Origin of the sequence: Acinetobacter higginsii, assembly GCF_000369845.1 — a bacterium.
In the GTDB taxonomy this organism is placed as follows: Bacteria; Pseudomonadota; Gammaproteobacteria; order Pseudomonadales; family Moraxellaceae; genus Acinetobacter; species Acinetobacter higginsii.
Genome location: NZ_KB850214.1, coordinates 576,321 through 592,910, shown reverse-complemented (window position 1 = coordinate 592,910; position 16,590 = coordinate 576,321). Strand labels below are relative to the sequence as shown.

11 protein-coding genes are annotated in these 16,590 nt (G+C 37.0%); 5 read left to right on the top strand and 6 right to left on the bottom strand.

Annotated elements, in window-relative coordinates; translation table 11 throughout:
- Nucleotides 1-64 precede the first annotated feature (64 nt).
- Nucleotides 65-1,444, bottom strand: a complete 1,380-nt coding sequence (gene chrA, locus F885_RS09605; RefSeq protein WP_005316756.1) for a chromate efflux transporter — start codon at nucleotides 1,442-1,444, stop codon at nucleotides 65-67.
- Between the two features lie 2 nt (nucleotides 1,445-1,446).
- Entirely contained in the window at nucleotides 1,447-2,367 is a 921-nt protein-coding gene (locus F885_RS09610) for a chromate resistance protein ChrB domain-containing protein (RefSeq protein ID WP_005316753.1), read from the bottom strand.
- Between the two features lie 332 nt (nucleotides 2,368-2,699).
- Here F885_RS09610 and F885_RS09615 point away from each other — a divergent pair, with 332 nt between their 5' ends.
- Complete coding sequence (locus F885_RS09615) at nucleotides 2,700-2,948, top strand: hypothetical protein (protein ID WP_005316751.1); 249 nt, start codon at nucleotides 2,700-2,702, stop codon at nucleotides 2,946-2,948.
- Nucleotides 2,949-3,065: 117 nt separating this feature from the next.
- Here the strand turns inward: F885_RS09615 and F885_RS09620 are convergent, their stop codons facing one another.
- A complete protein-coding gene (locus F885_RS09620; protein WP_005316747.1) occupies nucleotides 3,066-7,742 on the bottom strand; it encodes an NACHT domain-containing protein in 4,677 nt (1,558 codons plus the stop codon).
- A gap of 48 nt (nucleotides 7,743-7,790) precedes the next feature.
- Nucleotides 7,791-9,059 carry a tyrosine-type recombinase/integrase gene (locus tag F885_RS09625; RefSeq protein ID WP_005316743.1) on the bottom strand — a complete coding sequence of 423 codons (1,269 nt, stop codon included), beginning with the start codon at nucleotides 9,057-9,059 and terminating at the stop codon, nucleotides 7,791-7,793.
- Nucleotides 9,060-9,563: 504 nt separating this feature from the next.
- On the opposite strand from F885_RS09625, the gene F885_RS09630 reads away from it, so the two are divergent.
- The 4 genes from F885_RS09630 to F885_RS09645 all read left to right on the top strand — a co-directional run bounded on the left by F885_RS09630 (nucleotide 9,564) and on the right by F885_RS09645 (nucleotide 14,765).
- Nucleotides 9,564-9,773: a hypothetical protein gene (locus F885_RS09630; RefSeq protein ID WP_005316741.1), complete on the top strand. Its 210-nt coding sequence runs from the start codon at nucleotides 9,564-9,566 to the stop codon at nucleotides 9,771-9,773.
- 38 nt (nucleotides 9,774-9,811) lie between these two features.
- Nucleotides 9,812-11,689, top strand: coding sequence for a potassium transporter Kup (locus tag F885_RS09635; RefSeq protein ID WP_005316737.1), 1,878 nt, complete (start codon nucleotides 9,812-9,814; stop codon nucleotides 11,687-11,689).
- Nucleotides 11,690-12,237: 548 nt separating this feature from the next.
- Complete coding sequence (locus F885_RS09640) at nucleotides 12,238-13,899, top strand: phosphoethanolamine transferase (RefSeq protein WP_005316734.1); 1,662 nt, start codon at nucleotides 12,238-12,240, stop codon at nucleotides 13,897-13,899.
- Nucleotides 13,900-14,144: 245 nt separating this feature from the next.
- Nucleotides 14,145-14,765 (top strand): thiol:disulfide interchange protein DsbA/DsbL, encoded by a 621-nt coding sequence (locus tag F885_RS09645; RefSeq protein ID WP_005316732.1) that lies wholly within the window; start codon nucleotides 14,145-14,147, stop codon nucleotides 14,763-14,765.
- Nucleotides 14,766-14,977: 212 nt separating this feature from the next.
- On the opposite strand, the gene xseB is transcribed toward F885_RS09645, so the two are convergent.
- Nucleotides 14,978-15,175 carry an exodeoxyribonuclease VII small subunit gene (gene xseB, locus F885_RS09650; RefSeq protein WP_004652856.1) on the bottom strand — a complete coding sequence of 66 codons (198 nt, stop codon included), beginning with the start codon at nucleotides 15,173-15,175 and terminating at the stop codon, nucleotides 14,978-14,980.
- Nucleotides 15,168-16,436 (bottom strand): exodeoxyribonuclease VII large subunit, encoded by a 1,269-nt coding sequence (gene xseA / locus F885_RS09655; protein ID WP_005316730.1) that lies wholly within the window; start codon nucleotides 16,434-16,436, stop codon nucleotides 15,168-15,170. The genes xseB and xseA overlap by 8 nt, the downstream gene beginning before the upstream one ends.
- Nucleotides 16,437-16,590 lie beyond the last annotated feature (154 nt).

Below are 16,590 nucleotides of genomic sequence, written 5' to 3'. Positions count from 1 at the left end.
GACCAGCTACCACAACAAAATAAGGTAGCTTAACTAGAGCAGAGTATCACTTATAAATAAGCTTTTAGTTGTTCAAACATGTGGGACCACCTCTTGCACCAATATATAAAATCAAGCCACAGAATGCGGAAGCAAAAATCACATACATGACTTTGACTTCAAAATAGAACAAGGCGATGAATGCTGCAACTGCAATAAACAGAGCTTCATAGTTGAATGGATGATCAAAACCATTCGGCCATAAAACGTGGTAACTAAAGAAAAGTGCAAGATTTAAAATTACGCCAACAACAGCGGCAGTGATTGCTGTTAAAGGGGCGGTAAATTTTAATTCATTATGAGTCGATTCGATAATCGGGGCACCAGCTAGAATAAAAATGAAAGAAAATAGAAAAGTAAACCAAGTAACAATGACAGCACCTAAAGCACCTGCTAAAAATACATGATCACTTCCTAATAGTGCATGATTAAATCCACCTAAGAACCCTACAAATGCAACAACCATAATCAGAGGACCTGGGGTGCTTTCGCCAAGTGCTAGGCCATCAATCATTTGGGTTGGACTCAACCAGCCATAAAAATTTACAGCACCTTGATATACGTAAGGTAATACGGCATAAGCCCCACCAAACGTTAACAGCGCAGCCTTTGTGAAGAACCAAGCCATTTGTGTATAGGCATGATCCCACCCTAGGCTTAGGGTTAAAGCTATAATTGGTGTAAACCATAAGATCGCACCAATGAACAATATTTTTCCTAAGTGCTTCCAACTAAATATGGCATGTTTTGGGGTTGGTGTATCATCATCAATTAATGCAGGGCCATAATCTTTTTTGCCTTGCTGATGTGAACCTCCACCCGTAAAAAAACTTGGATGTTTTTTACTTGCCAAGTATCCAATGATTGCAGCGGTTAGAACAATTAAGGGGAATGGTAGGTTAAAGAAAAAGATAGCAACGAAAGCAAGTGCAGCAATTGCCCATAAAAATTTATTCTTTAAAGATCGGCTGCCAATCCGGTAAGTTGCATGAAAGACGATAGCAACAACAGCTGGTTTAATTCCATAAAAGAGGCCAGCAATGATAGGAACATCACCAAACTTTACATAGACCCATGAAAGGGCGATCAGGATAAATAACGAAGGTAAAACGAATAAGACACCTGCAACAATACCACCTATAGTCCTATGCATTAACCAACCTATGTAGGTTGCTAATTGTTGAGCTTCAGGTCCGGGTAATAACATGCAGTAGTTGAGAGCATGTAAGAAACGTTTTTCAGAAATCCAACGTTTTTGTTCAACAAGTTCTTGGTGCATGACAGCAATTTGCCCCGCTGGTCCACCAAAACTAATAAATCCCAATTTAAGCCAAAATAAGAAGGCTTGCCAAAAATGAACTGGCTGTGCTGGCTCATCGGGTGCAGCGGCTTGTTCTTGTTCCATGATTATTCTCTTGATAGGTTGGCATATAAGCCATCGAAAATGTGATTCGATAATGCAAATAATTGGTCATCGTCACTTATCTGACTTCGAATTCCTTGAATAACTTTTTCAATACCAATTGCTTCGGGAGGTTCAATCCCACCTACATCAAGGTAATGAACAATTTCAGCGATTTTCTTTAATGCGGGTGTTTCTAGATCAAAACTATGTAAAAGAACTTCGAAGGTCACCCAATGATTGATATGACTAAAAGTTGCACCATCAAAATCGAATCCAAATGCTTCTTTTGGGCAGTCACTTGGTGTTTCTAACCAAATGAATGTTGGTGAGGTATCAATAAATGTCTTTATTAGCCATGCAGAGGCTAGACGATCAATCCAAGGTCTCTTACGTGTTGCCCAAATTCTATTCTGATAACTAGCTTTATCTAGAAGTTGAATGTGAGCTTGTATTGCTTGAGGCTCATTCACTTCACCAAGACGTGCAATTGAAAGTTCTAATGAAGATAGCTCATTTAAAACCTGTGCTTGAGTCTCATCGGGGTAATAGTCAATTTCTACGAGTACATCAATACTTTTTCTTAATTTACGGATTTGCTTGAGCAACTCTTTTTTTTCATCTTTAGACTGGCGATCTCTCAACTCAGAGAGTTGTTTATAGAGGGTATCGTATTCTTCTTTCCGACTGAATAAAGGGGCTAATTCAAGGTTTATAGGTTGCTCTGCATGAAATATATAAGCAGCCCCTTGTTCTGAGATAACATCATTAGCAATAGGGTCAAACTTTTCCCTATGGGAAATAGGGAGCAAGTAGACCCCATCTCTTAGAATTGCTGCGCCACTGGCTTTGAGGGATCGCCAGACTCTCATACGAGTGGTTGTGTTCTGCGTAGGCAATGAGGATATGAGTAAGGATATTTTCATGTAATATACTCAACTTATTTGTTTAATATATTACATAATTTTTATTGTGGTACAAATATGAATAAACGATTTCTTATATCAGAATAAATATTAAGTTGAGTAAACTGTATCTGGGAGTTTAATTTTCAAAATTCAAAAAAAGATATCTATTTTTCCTATGATTTTAAATGACTTATTTTATTGATATATAACATTTTAGTTTGAATTTTTATAAAAAAATAGATAACATTTTAAGTGATAAGAGTTTTGTTGCGACAGATTGTGTCGCTTACATATTGAACAAATTTTGAAAAAAGATATTCTAAAAATTCTACTAATTGAGATTATCTATCATGTCAAAAAACTCAAAACAAACATCTAACGTGGTGGGCAGCCTAGCTTCAGAGGTGCTACGCAACCCTTCATCTTCAGCAATTCAAAAGGAACTTGCTGGATCGGCATTAGCTCAAACGCATTCTAATAAACAAACTGGGGGACAAATGGAGTCAAAAGCTTCCAAAGTATTGCAGAGTGAAAAATATAGTGAGACAACAAAGACATTAGCAGCTTCAGTACTTTCTCAATCAAATAAAGAAAGATAATGCATTTCACCTTGGACAGAGACATATTGAAAATGTATCCTCTGTCTTGTGTGAGGTGAATGGTTTTATTAGATAGATCTATTGAATTACATGCCTCTCATGTAGTGCGTTTATCAATTAGCTTAGAAGACCATTTTCTATATGGTTGGTTGTCCTCAGAACAAGTGAGGAAAAAGCATCTGACTGAAATAGGTAGTCCCATATATCTAAACAAATATTAAGAGTTTCGCTATCTTCATCATCTGTTGCTTCATCATAAAGACGTTGTACAACTTTTATAATTTCTGAGTCTTGAAACCTTTCATTTTTAAATTCACTGTTGATGGTTGAGTTAGTCGTTATATTAATAACTAATTTTAAAAGTGATGAGCTATATTCAGTGTAACTATCACCTTTGTTTTCAAAATAATGAAATAAGCCATATAGGTTAAAATGAGCAGCTTTAGAGTTGGCAAATATTTCAAATAGTTCTGCTGAATTTGTTTTGTTCCAAAACTCATCATGCCCAACGATATTGCTAATTGAACGTAGGGTACCTTCATCGTTATCATTAACTAATATCTCAAAAGATGATTGCAATTTTTCTAAATTTTCATCTCCATGCCCATCACATAAAAGCTGGCTAACTACAGATGTACAGCCTTCTTTTAGAATACCAGTGTCATTAAAAATGATTTTGAGTTCCTCCTGAAAGAGGTCATAAAAATACCAACGAGCATAAATTTGGCGTGCAGCCTCTTTACGAACGTCTTGATATCCTGAGCTTAACATTTTCAAAACAAGTGAAATTAAATCTTCTTGATGTTTACCTTTAAAACCATTATTGAAAAAATAATGTGACTCATAACCACAAGCCATTCTTAGGTCTTTGTTGCATAAAGCAAGAAATTGGGTGAAGGCAAAATCTTCATCATAATTTAACAAAGGAGCTAAGAGTTCCAGTGCAGCCATTTTTACTGCTGGATGAGGGTCATTTATAGCTAAATCTACAAAATGCTTATGAGACAAAGCATATTCTTTATCATTCCAAAAGAGCTCGGCAATAGCCAAATAAGCTTTACCTCTTACACAGTTAATTGTATTACCCCTAAGCTCTTCAGCTGAAATAACTTCTGGGTTATTTCCCTTTTGAGGGTTGTAGATATTAAGCTTACCCTGTATTGGATCCTTTGAATTTATCGCTAAATATTCAATTTGTTCAAGATATTGTGGAGACAATATTTTTATGCGAGTGTCTAATAAATCAATTAAAGCGTGACCATCATCTATTAGTGAAAAGTGGGCTAATACTTGCTCAATTAATTCGATAGGAGGGGATTGCCAACTATCACGATATGGTTCAGTAACATTCGATAAGCTGGAATCACGTAAGCCTCGAAATAAAGCTTCAATATATTGACGATCAATATCTTTAGGTAATGATAAAGCTAATCGACAAAAGCGAACAGGCTGATTCTTTGTAGCAGTAATTAATGCATTAGAAAATTGATGGATACTTGCTTCTGCTAGGGTATCTCCATTAATACGTTTTAATCTGAATGAGTTAAATTCTGTAGCAGGCGTGAGAATTAAATTAGTCCATGCTTTATCAGAAAGATGATTAGCGCTGCGTATAGGAGAGGTGACCCAACCACTATTTATTTCGTAAGTTTTACAAAAATCTGATGACTTAGATTGACCAAACTTACGGTTAAGTATCTGGATCATTTCTTCTGCTTGGATAGACCGCCTTTTTTTATCAAGTTTTGGCAGTAAAAAGTACTGAGTTTCTCCCCAATAATGAGAGAAATACCCTGTTCTTCTATATTTAAGCTGTCTTTTTATCTCGTCATAATCAAAGGAAGAAAAAATTAAAATTCGATTTTCTAATTTATTAAATAAGGTTTCTGAACAAGAAGGAGAAAATTTTTCAATTATTTTTCCTGATAATATCCATGCTGGTTCTCTGTAAGTATTTCCACATTCAAAGCGTATTTCTGGATTGGATAAAAGCCATTCTATGATAAAATCTGAATACTCTAGTGATAGATGTATGCTAACTCTAGCTAATATATGATTGAGTACAAAATTTTGGCTGTCGCTGTAGCTATGAACTAAGTCAAACAAAAGATTAGATTGGTCATGCAAGTTCTCCGCTGATTTTTCGAGTAATTCAATTATTCCATGAATTAAATTAGCTACAGGGTCATTATTATATCTAGTATTTTTAGATAACCAGTGATACGGTAGTTCCTCATTATTTGTACTGCTTAAGAGAGTGGATAAGTGAGCAAGTAATCTACGAATAGTTTCTTGGGGAATTGCATCAGCGAGTGTGATAATTTCATCCAGTTCGATACTTGACCAGTTATCTCTATTTGAAAATTTAGGTTTGCTAGAACGTTGTTCAGAATAATAATCAATTTCTATAATATCTTTATAATGATCCAACATTAACTCAATCAGGTCTAAGGCTCGTAGGGGATTCTTTCTAGAAAGATCTTTCCAGTTGATAAAATTGACATAACAGCCTGATGCTATAAGCTGTTTGCGTACGTTAAACATTTCTACTGAGTCATTAGCGATATCCCAGCATAAGGTGTTATAGACATATTTATCCCATTGTTCAGACTTCCCTATAAATGGTTTCATTTCAGAGAGAACAAGAGATGGTGAATAGTCTGCAATCGATCTAAGTAATCTTAAAGTAATATCTAGCAATTCAGGATTATGGTCATTTAGCCAACTATTCAAATAATTTTTTTCTGAAAGGTAGGATAAAATTGAGACATTCTCATAACAACTGTTGTTTAGGAATTTAATAAATAGGTTAGGTTCTGCAATAATTTCATCAATCAAGAGCTTAGCTGGTTTTTTTAAATCTTTTAAATTTTTTAGTGAATTGAGGGCTAAATACTTTAAGTGAAATCTTATATTTTCATTAAAAATTATTGCTCTAATACTATTACAGAAAGAGGTTTGATCTGTTTCAAGTAAAAGGTTGAGAGCATACTTTAAATGCTCACGCTTGGTTAAGGTTTGTTCGCTACGGTTTCCAAGCATTTGAATTAGATGGTCAGTAGATATGATAGCCTCATTAAAGAACTTAAGACCGATTTGATAATCATAAAGAGCTTGATGTCTGAAACTTATTCTAGTGCTTTGCTTAGATAATAGTCCTACAGAAATTAAAGCATGTAATGTATTTTGGCTACCTGAAGGGAGAGTATTTTCATTCACATTCAGGCGTGAGTTACGAGACATTTGTTCAACAATAATATCGATAAGATTTATCGCATCTTGTTTAGAAATGTGGTGACTAATTTCTAAGAGGTCTAAGCGATTCTCTCTAAAGAGTCGTACCAATTCTAACTTATTTGTAAACTGGGGAGCAGATTGAATTCTTTCTGCGATCGTTAAATAAATATTAAGCCATAAAGGGATCTGTAAAGTTTTCTTTTTTTCTTCAGTCAGTGAATTATAAGCCTCATAATCTTTGATGAGATCATTAACTATTGATTGATCTAATGTGGAAATACTAATTTCATTAAGATGGCTGCTAAGGCTGCCAATCCAACTTGAAAGGGCTGCATCTTCCTGTGCATCAAAATCTCTAGAAGCAAGAATAATACTAATTTGAATCTTTTCTTGGCGTAAACTAAGAATCTGTCTTACTAATTGACGACATATTTCTAAGGCATTACTTGAATGTGATCCTGTCCAACGTATAGCATCTAGTTGATCTAAAAGAATCACTACTTTTTGGTGTTTCGCAAAATTTTTTAAACAGCTAATAGGGGAGGAGGGAAAGCCTAAATCTTGCCCGAATTGATCTATGTTATTTTCAGGGTGCTTTCGATCAAGCCTTATGGGGATACTAATAATATTTTGTTCTTGTAACTGGCGATGTAAGTCCAATAAGACAACACTTTTACCCATACCAGCTTCTGCTTTAATAAGAGTGACGGCTGTTTCATTTACTGATTGAACAATGTCTTTGAGTTCAGGACGTGGGATAACATTTTGAGTAATAAGATGAGGTTCAATAGAATTAACGAACTCTTCTGATAGTTGTCTAATAACAGTCGTGATTCTTTCATCATTAGGAGTGATTTTTAGACTGAAACCGTGGGCCTCAAGATCGTTTAATAGTTGAGAAGCTGTAATTTTTTGCCTAAGCCTATTAAAGCCAACAGGATAAGTTTTTAGAAAATTAATCACATTAATCGGTTGGTCAAAAAAGAGTATAGAAGCCTTATCTAGTAGCTCATTCCGTTGATAGGCATCTTCAGAGTAACTGGTCACTACAAATTTTTGTAGGAAATTAATTGCACGTTCCAAATGTATATCTTGTTGGATATCCAAACCAAGATATGTGCATAGCTGTAAAAAATCCTTTTGTCTTTCTGCGCTAGAGTTAATTTGGTAAGTTAAAAAATCTTGAGGTACCCCATTGTAATTCAATGCAATTAAACGGAAGTCTGACATGAGTTTACAAGTTAAAGGAGAAATAAGATTAAATATTTCAGTGCCTTGCTCAATCTGGAACTTGGCATTTTTTAATATGCTTGTACTATTTAAGGCTGAAAGAGTCCAAAATTCATTGCTTCCATTTCCAGCTTTGCATTGATGGTGTTCTGTTTTGCCATCTAGTCGCCCAATAATAACGTCTACGCCTACTTCATCAGTACCTATGGGCTCTATAGTGACATAAGCAATTTTTTCTTGAAGAAGTCTAATGAATTGATTGGCAATCCAATTTGTCTCAAAATAGTTGCCCAATTTCTCAGCAAAACCGCCTGCTTCTAACGCCACGTATAGAACCTTATTTTTACTTTACTATTCAGTAATATATAACAATTATTATTGATGGCAATACTTTGCCCAATCTCTCATTAAGCTTTTACGCTTTTCAAGATATGCCCCACGTAAGTAGGCTGCTTCTACTTCATCAGGGAGTTTATGAGCAAGTACATGTTCGCATACTTCACGTGGGTAATCAGTTTTATCGGCTGACCAGTCGCGGAATGTAGAGCGGAAACCATGTGTTGTAATCACGCGATTCTGTTTAGGGTCAATATAGCCTAAGTCATTTTCTTTAAACTTCTGCTCATGCATACGCTTGATCAATGTAGTCAAGGACATGTCAGAAAGCATTTCACCACTACGAGGTGCAGGGAAGATAAAATCTTGTAGTTGAGTATATTCTCGAATGGACTCAAGTAAATTTATTGCTTCTTTAGACAAAGGTACACGATGTTCCTTTTCTGCTTTCATACGTTCTTTAGGAATAATCCAAACCTTATTCTTAAAATCAATTTCCTGCCATTTGGCCCCGAAAACCTCGCCAGAACGACATGCAGTCAAAATTGTAAATTCCAAAGCTTTTGGTGAAATTCCTTTTTTTTGTCTCAGATGTTGGACAAATTCAGTAACTTGTTCATAAGGCAGGGAAGGATGAGGGCGTGATTCTTGCTTTAGGTTACCTAAGATAGGCTCAAGATTGCCTTTCCATGCGGCAGGGTTGTCCCCTTCAAAATACCCCATAGCCTTGGCATAATCAAAAATAGTTTCTATACGCCCACGAATACGTTTGGCTGTTTCATTTTTTTCAATCCAGATAGGCTTAAGAACTTCGGCAATATCGACTTTGGTAATTGTGCCAATGTTAATATCACCTAACGTTGGATAGATATAGGTTTCTAGTGTTGATGACCATTGTCCAATATGCTTTTCATTTTTGAGTTCACGAGTTTTATTGGCAATAACGACTTTCGCACATTCAATGAATGTTTTGTTTCGTAGTTGTTGGACAAGATGCTTTTCAAGTTGTTCCTGCTTATGAGCAATTGGATCTATACCATTACGTATCTGTAATCTTAATTCTGTTGCTTTAGCACGGGCTTCAGCTAAAGAAACTTCAGGGTAGGGGCCAAGGCCGATATCACGGCGATGAGGTTTTAACTTTCCATCTTTATCTAGGCGTTTGCCTACTACAGCACGCAAAATCCAGACGCGTGAATTGCCTTCGACATTTAAACAAAGGCCGTCAACACCCCCTACAGAATGTCGTCCAGTCGCTTTAATTTTTGCTACACTGAGTGCAGATAGCTCTTTAGATTTTTTTGGCATGTCCTAATTTACCCCACAACCTACCCCTCATAAAATACTGGAATTAGTAGGATTAGACAAGACGTTGTTAGACTAATATTGTTTTAAGATATTGAAAAATATATTTTTATAGTATTGTTTGGGACGGTGTGAGACAGTTGTTAGACGGACACCGCTTCCGCCAAATTCAAAAAGCCCTTGTTATTGCAAGGGCTTTTTTCTTATCTGTGCTAATCCCATTTAAATTGGGAATATGAACCAAGGCCATCCCCCTTTACTCTGTGTGATATCGAACAAGTTCAACTATTAAAAAGCAAGCACCTAGAATGCTGGCTTCAGTACTATCTGGCCAAAGTAACCCAAACTTAAATTTATTTCTTAAAGTTAGATCTTCGAATGTGGTTTTAGGAGAGCTTGGACATGTTGTGCTTAGATGACGTCACCTAAAAATTTACGCAAATTTTACGCGGCCATTTTTTTAAGTTTATTAAAATACACTTTGCAATCATTCTTATGGATAGATTAATGGGTTTCTTTAATACATCTGATCAAGACAATCATGTTCATAACTTGCTTCTTAATAAAAAAGAGATACTGATGGGGTATCGCGTAGATGTGCTGGTCGAAAAATATATCGGTGCATCGAAAGAAATACAGCAGATTATTGTTCAGATTCTTAAAGAGAGAGGGTATTCTTCACGAGAAATAGAGCATATGCTTAAAGAAAATAAATGACCAAAGTCGTGCCCTATAACAGTTAAAGAAAGCTCATTATGCAAAATACTACAAAAAAAGCAGCATTACCTGCCACAGCGTTGGCAGCGCTCGGGGTGGTCTTTGGAGATATCGGAACAAGTCCTCTCTATGCATTAAAGGAATCCTTCCATGCGGCTCATGGTTTGGGGATTCAACCTGAAAATGTATTAGGTATTTTGTCGATTATCTTCTGGTGCTTAATGCTGATCATCAGTATTAAATACATCGCGATTGTCATGCGTGCAGACAATAATGGTGAAGGTGGGATCATGGCTTTATTGGCCTTGAACCTGCGTAAAGCGAAGTTATCAGAAACAAAAAAAATCTATCTCATCGCAATTGGTTTTATTGGAGCATCTTTATTCTTTGGAGATGGGATTATCACCCCAGCCATATCCGTTCTTTCCGCAGTTGAAGGCTTATCCATTGCCACCAATGTGCTTGACCCTTTCATTGTGCCCATTGCGATTGTGATTGTGACCACGCTGTTTTTGATGCAGAAACATGGCACAGCCTTTGTCGGTAAGTTTTTTGGACCAATCACCTTAGTCTGGTTTTTGTCACTTGGTATTTTAGGTATTGCCAGTGTGATACAGACACCAGTTGTACTGGGGATGGTGAGTCCACATTGGGCAATACAGTTTATTTTCACTCATCCAGTTCAGTCTTTCTTTATTATGGGTGCTGTAGTGTTAACCGTCACTGGAGGAGAAGCACTGTATGCAGATATGGGACACTTTGGCCCACGTCCGATTCGGTTTGGATGGTTCAGTGTCGTGTTACCTTGCTTGGTTTTAAACTATGCAGGCCAAGGTGCACTATTACTGCGACATCCCGCAGCGATTGAAAACCCATTCTATTTATTGGTGCCAAGTTGGGCGTTATACCCGATGATTATCTTGGCGACTATGGCCGCGGTGATTGCTTCACAAGCGGTTATTTCTGGGGTGTTTTCCTTGGCACGCCAAGCAATTCAATTGGGTTATTTACCAAGATTAGGGATTAAACATACCTCTGATTCAGAAGAAGGGCAGATTTATGTGCCTTTTCTAAACTGGCTATTACTGATTGCAATTTTAATTCTAATTTTAATCTTCCAGACCAGTTCAAACCTTGCCAGTGCTTATGGTTTAGCGGTTACATTAACCATGCTCTGCGATACGATTTTGGTCGCTGTCTTTATTTACTATGCTTGGAAATGGAGCTTACCGAAGGTATTTCTACTTATTATTCCATTTTTCATTCTAGAGTCAGTTTTGGTTGCCGCTGCATCTTTAAAAATATTCTCAGGTGGTTGGGTGCCATTATTAATTGGTGCTGTAGCAATGATCATCCTCATGACTTGGAAGCGAGGTCGAGAGCTCACTTTTGCCAAGCTTGAACATGACACATTGTCACTCGATTTATTCATAAGAAGTATTGGCGATAATGTACATCGTGTGCCAGGAGATGCGGTATTCCTGACCGGTACGCCGAATGTGGTTCCACATGCCATGTTGCATAATATTAAGCATAATAAAGTGTTACATGAACGCAATATTCTGGCGACTGTCGTAATTGAAGATGTCCCTTATGTTCAGCAAGAAGAACGCATTCATGTTGAAACTTTAGATAATCATTTCTATCGGATTAAAATTTTCTATGGATTTAAAGACGAGCCGAATGTACCACGTGCATTGGCTCAAGCCTATGAGCAGCTAGAGTTTGAATATGATTTGATGCAGATTAGCTTCTTTATCTCACGTGAACGTATTATGCATAGTGTCGGGGATGGCATGGCACCTTGGCGGGAGCATTTATTTATTTCAATGCAACGTAATACAAGTCCAGTCAGTGATTTTTATCAAATCCCGACCAACCGCGTAGTGGAACTGGGTAGCCAGATCGAAATTTAAAATGTGTGCTAAGCATCTAATTTAGCTGTGATTGCTTTAACCAAACTCAAAAAGCCTTTGTGATAACAAGGGCTTTTTGTTGCTTGTACTTTCCGATCATCATGAGCGTTAACACAGACCTGAGGGAACAGCATGATATTCAATATGAGAATGTTCAAGCATGATGCTTTCATTTCAGCTTCATTTAAGCAAACCGTTCTATTCTAAAACCCTAATAAAGCCGAACAAGCATTGTTACACCTTTTGCCACATCCTCAGATGTGGTTTTTTTATGCCAGTTTTTTCTGTTTTGACTTTGTTTATACAGCTCGTAGTACATTAAATAATTATGGTTAAATTGATAGTAATATAAAATATTTTCTTTACTCTTAAACTTAATGGTGAATTTAATTTAGGATGACACGTAAATTACATTTTTGTCATATTAAAAAAATAGATTAAATTTGAGATATACTTTTTAAAGTAAAGTTGTTTACTTTTTCGGGGTTTGTTTTTAATTTTTATTTATTTCTAAAAAAGCTGGGGTGTCTGGTTTTCGGGATTTTAAAATGCTTTGGCTTAAAAATATATTTGGAAGAGATATTTCATTATTATGGTTTAATTTTATATTGGCAATCTGGCTGGGTCTATTTTTGAACTTTTCATTCTTTGTGAAAATTCAAGATCTAACCCCTTATTCAGGTATCCAAAGTTTTCTATTTTTGATTGCTTCTATATTGGTCGTGATCTTTACATATAATTTTATATTTCAGATTTTTAACTGGCGCTGGACAGCAAAACCCATTGCGATTGGTCTGATCTTAATTGGTGGATTTGCATCCTACACTGTGACGTCACTTGGTGTATGGATTACTTCTGATCAAATCCAGAATCTGATGCAAACCAATTTTACAGAAGCACGGGATCTTTGGTCTTGGTATCTTTTGGTCTGGATATTTGGGCTGATCATTCTGCCTATTTTTGTTGTAGTCGTGGTTAAAATTAGACATGAAGCTAAACCCTTTATGTTTCAATTTACTCAAAAAATTCTAACTGCTGTTGTCTCTTTATCGATTGTCATCGTTATGCTGTTTATTTTTTATGTCGATTTTGCAGCTATTTTCCGTGAAAATCGTAGTTTAAAAGGAATGATTTCGCCACAAAATATGATTAGCTCTTTTGTTTCATATTACAAAAAGAAGGCACCAAAGAAGAATCAACCCTTCATCAGTTATGGTGAAGATGCCAAGCTTTTACAACGTGAAAATGCATTACCCAAACTGATGGTGCTTGTGGTGGGTGAAACAGCCAGAGCTGAAAATTTCTCTTTAAATGGGTACAGCAAACTCACCAATCCTGAAATGGCTCAACAAGACATCTTGAATTTTTCTAAAGTGAGTTCGTGTGGCACGGCAACGGCTGTTTCTGTTCCCTGTATGTTTTCAGGGATGCCACGTAAATCCTATGATGAGCGCTTAGCCATTCGTAGAGAGGGCTTACTTGATATTGCACAACGTGCTGGTTATCAGGTCACTTGGATTGAAAATAATTCTGGTTGCAAGGGCGTTTGTGACCGGGTTGAGATGTATAAGATTGCAGAACCGATTCAGAAAAAATGGTGTAAGGGCGGAGAATGTTTTGATGAGATTTTAATTGATAGTTTGCAATCCTATCTAAAATCTATTCCTCAAGGGGATACACAACCTCGTTTGCTTGTACTACACCAATTAGGCAGTCATGGCCCAGCGTATTACAAGCGCGTCCCACCCCAATTTAAAGTTTTTAGGCCCACATGTGATACCAATGCCATTCAGGGGTGTAGCCGTGAAGCTTTGCAAAATACCTATGACAATACTTTGTTATATACCGATTATATCTTGAGCCAACTGGTTGAAACTTTAAAACAGAATACACAATATGAAACAGGCTTATGGTATTTGTCGGATCATGGGGAATCCACAGGTGAAAGTGGGATGTATTTACACGGAGCCCCTTATATGATTGCACCTCAACAACAAACACATATTCCGATGATTATGTGGTTTTCTGCACTTTGGAAACACTCCAATCCTGAGCAGATAAAATGCTTGTCGAATCAAAAAAATGAAGTATTGAGTCAGGATAATTTATTTCCAACCATGTTAAGTTTATTGGATATAAAAACGAAAGTTATTGATGCTGAAACGGATATGCTGGCGACTTGTTCATCCATAGCGCGTAAAGTTAATTAAACAGATGAATTTGTTTATTTTTGTGATGTAATATTTATTTTAATGGCGAAGGTGTGATAAAAATAGCAGCTTCACGATATACATTCCTCCAGTGAAATATTTATATCGTTATCCCATTCACTTTGCGAAGTGTTTGGGATTTTTTAAATGAGTAATCATTAAGTCGGGGTTAATGTCTGATTAAAATATTTATTTTGATGCGTATATTAACTGGATTAGAAGTGACTGTAAGAGCTATAAATTTAATGAAAAATTTTATTTTAACCAGCGCGGCTGCAATTGTTGCCGTATGTTCAACACAGAGCATGGCCGCAGATTTTGTTGCTGGTAAAGATTATACCGTGGTTCAAAATCCAGTAAAAACATCAGCACCAGCCAATACAATCGAAGTGAGAGAGTTTTTCTGGTATGGATGTTCTTATTGCTTTAAATTAGAACCACATATGCAATCTTGGTTAAAGACCATTCCGAAAGATGTTTACTTTCTGCGTACACCAGCGGCAATGAACCCGATGTGGGAACAAGGTGCGCGTGCATATTATGTGAGTGAGGCTTTAGGTGTACGTAAACGTACCCATCTACCTTTATTCCATATCAATTTTTCAGGTAAGGAAAAGGTTTTACAAAAAGAGGCTTTTGCTAAGTTTTTTACTCAATATGGCATTCCTGAGGCTAAATTTAATAGCAGCTATGATTCTTTCCCGATTACAGCAAAAATTGCAGAATCAAACCAATTGGCGCAAAAATATCAACTTACGGGCGTTCCAGCTGTTGTAGTCAATGGTAAATATATCGTCCAAGGCGGGGATAATAAAGTTGTTCAAGTTGTTGAATATCTAGTGAATAAAGAGCGTAAGGCTCAGTAATTTTGCTGTTTGAACCGATAGCAGACCTTTAAAGTCTGTGTCGTAAATCAAGCACGTATGAAGATGTTGTCAGTACGGTTGCTACAACACTTCTTCGTTTATAAAATTGTTCACGATTTAAAATAAAGTGGCTGAGCCAGCGCCTCATCGTTTTGCGGCCTTGTCATGGTTTTATACGATTCATGATCAAACTGACTTTTTTATACTAAAAATTAACTCTCTTTAAAGGTTTCATTCAATGCTTGTTGCACTGCATCTACACGTGATTTACAGGCTTTGTATGCATTCATTGACTCCTCAACAATCTTCATTAAGTTATCAATATCAGGCTCTTCCTGAGCTTCGAGCAGCGCCGCATTTTTTTTGAGCAGGCTATAACCGTCTTTAAAGCTTAATTCTTTTTTACTCATGATCAATGACCTCTTTGATATGACTTACATTGGCATGGATATAACCATCATGCATTTCAACCGCAATGTTTGAGCCGACTTGTTGCACAGAGCGAATTGCTTTATTTTCACTACGCACAATGGCATAGCCTTTGGCTAAAACATGTTTGGGATTTTGCAGTAATGTTTCCCGCATCAAGGCTTCGATTTGGGTCGAGGCTGTTTTAAGTTGCTGTTTCGCAAAATATTGCAGGGTTGATTTAGCAACTTGAAGGTGTAAATTACTGGCGCTGATTTGATTCTCAGCCTGTGATTTGATGACACTCATCAAACGATCATTTTGGCTTTGATAGGCGGTAATCTGATGTTGAGACAATAGTTTGATGGTTTGTAGATGATTGATGACATCTTGTGAGCGTTCTGCGATCAGATTCCGAATTCCTGCAATGACTTTACTGGGTGTATCAAAGGAACGATGTGCGATCTCATCTAAAATAGTTCGGTCTTTTTCATGTCCAATACCCACCCAGATCGGGACTTTGCGTTTACACAGCAGGGCAGCCAGATCATAGTCATTTAAATAAGCTAAATCGTTGACTGCACCACCACCACGAATGATCACGATCAGATCTGGTGGCAGGGTATAGTCTTTTGCCCACTGGCGTAGCCCTGAGCCTAAAGACTCCATAATACTGTGTGCGGCGGTATTCCCTTGAAAAGTCGCTGTGTGATAAACAAAATGACAGACACCGGCTTGATGTAATGCATCGGCATCTTTCTTGAAGTCACCTAAACCTGCTGCATTTTCCGGAGCAATCACCAGTACATTTTCAATATCAAATGGGGCGGGTAGTTCCTTATTAAGATGAACTAACCCTTCACTGCTTAATCGAGCAAGAATCTGTTGATAACGCTTTGCAATATCGCCCAAGGTAAAGCTTGAGTCGATATCTTCAATATTGACCGAAAAGCCATATTGAGGATCAAAACGAGCCTTGATTTTAATCAGGACATTTAAATCTTTTGATAGTCCAATCCCACTTTCGCGCTCAAACTTGAGCACCATTTTAGCCGCAGTGAATTTCCAAATCGTGGCTTTACAGCTTGCGATGACTTTATCGGTATCTTGTTCTTTTTCAGCCAGTTCAAGGTAATAATGCCCACCTTTAATATTTAAATTCCGAATCTCGGCTTTGACCCAGACAGGCTCATCAAAAGACAGGCGAATGACTTCCTGTACCGCTGAGAGATAATCGCTAAGAGAGAATTGAGGTTCGGACATTGGATTGAGTGATAAAGGGGACAGCACTATAGTAGCAAATAGATTAAGCTGATAACAAATCAGACCTAATATGTTGAAGCTTATGCTTCAGATCGGCCGATAACGCATCTACAGCTTATTCGTGTTGAATCCTGTAGATGCGAATGAGTGGCCA

Coding starts and splice junctions, on each gene's coding strand:
- chrA (WP_005316756.1), bottom strand. CDS start 1,444: ATGGAACAAGAACAAGCCGCTGCACCCGATGAGCCAGCACAGCCAGTT.
- F885_RS09640 (WP_005316734.1), top strand. CDS start 12,238: ATGCTTTGGCTTAAAAATATATTTGGAAGAGATATTTCATTATTATGG.
- xseA (WP_005316730.1), bottom strand. CDS start 16,436: ATGTCCGAACCTCAATTCTCTCTTAGCGATTATCTCTCAGCGGTACAG.
- F885_RS09610 (WP_005316753.1), bottom strand. CDS start 2,367: ATGAAAATATCCTTACTCATATCCTCATTGCCTACGCAGAACACAACC.
- F885_RS09630 (WP_005316741.1), top strand. CDS start 9,564: ATGGGTTTCTTTAATACATCTGATCAAGACAATCATGTTCATAACTTG.
- xseB (WP_004652856.1), bottom strand. CDS start 15,175: ATGAGTAAAAAAGAATTAAGCTTTAAAGACGGTTATAGCCTGCTCAAA.
- F885_RS09645 (WP_005316732.1), top strand. CDS start 14,145: ATGAAAAATTTTATTTTAACCAGCGCGGCTGCAATTGTTGCCGTATGT.
- F885_RS09625 (WP_005316743.1), bottom strand. CDS start 9,059: ATGCCAAAAAAATCTAAAGAGCTATCTGCACTCAGTGTAGCAAAAATT.
- F885_RS09615 (WP_005316751.1), top strand. CDS start 2,700: ATGTCAAAAAACTCAAAACAAACATCTAACGTGGTGGGCAGCCTAGCT.
- F885_RS09635 (WP_005316737.1), top strand. CDS start 9,812: ATGCAAAATACTACAAAAAAAGCAGCATTACCTGCCACAGCGTTGGCA.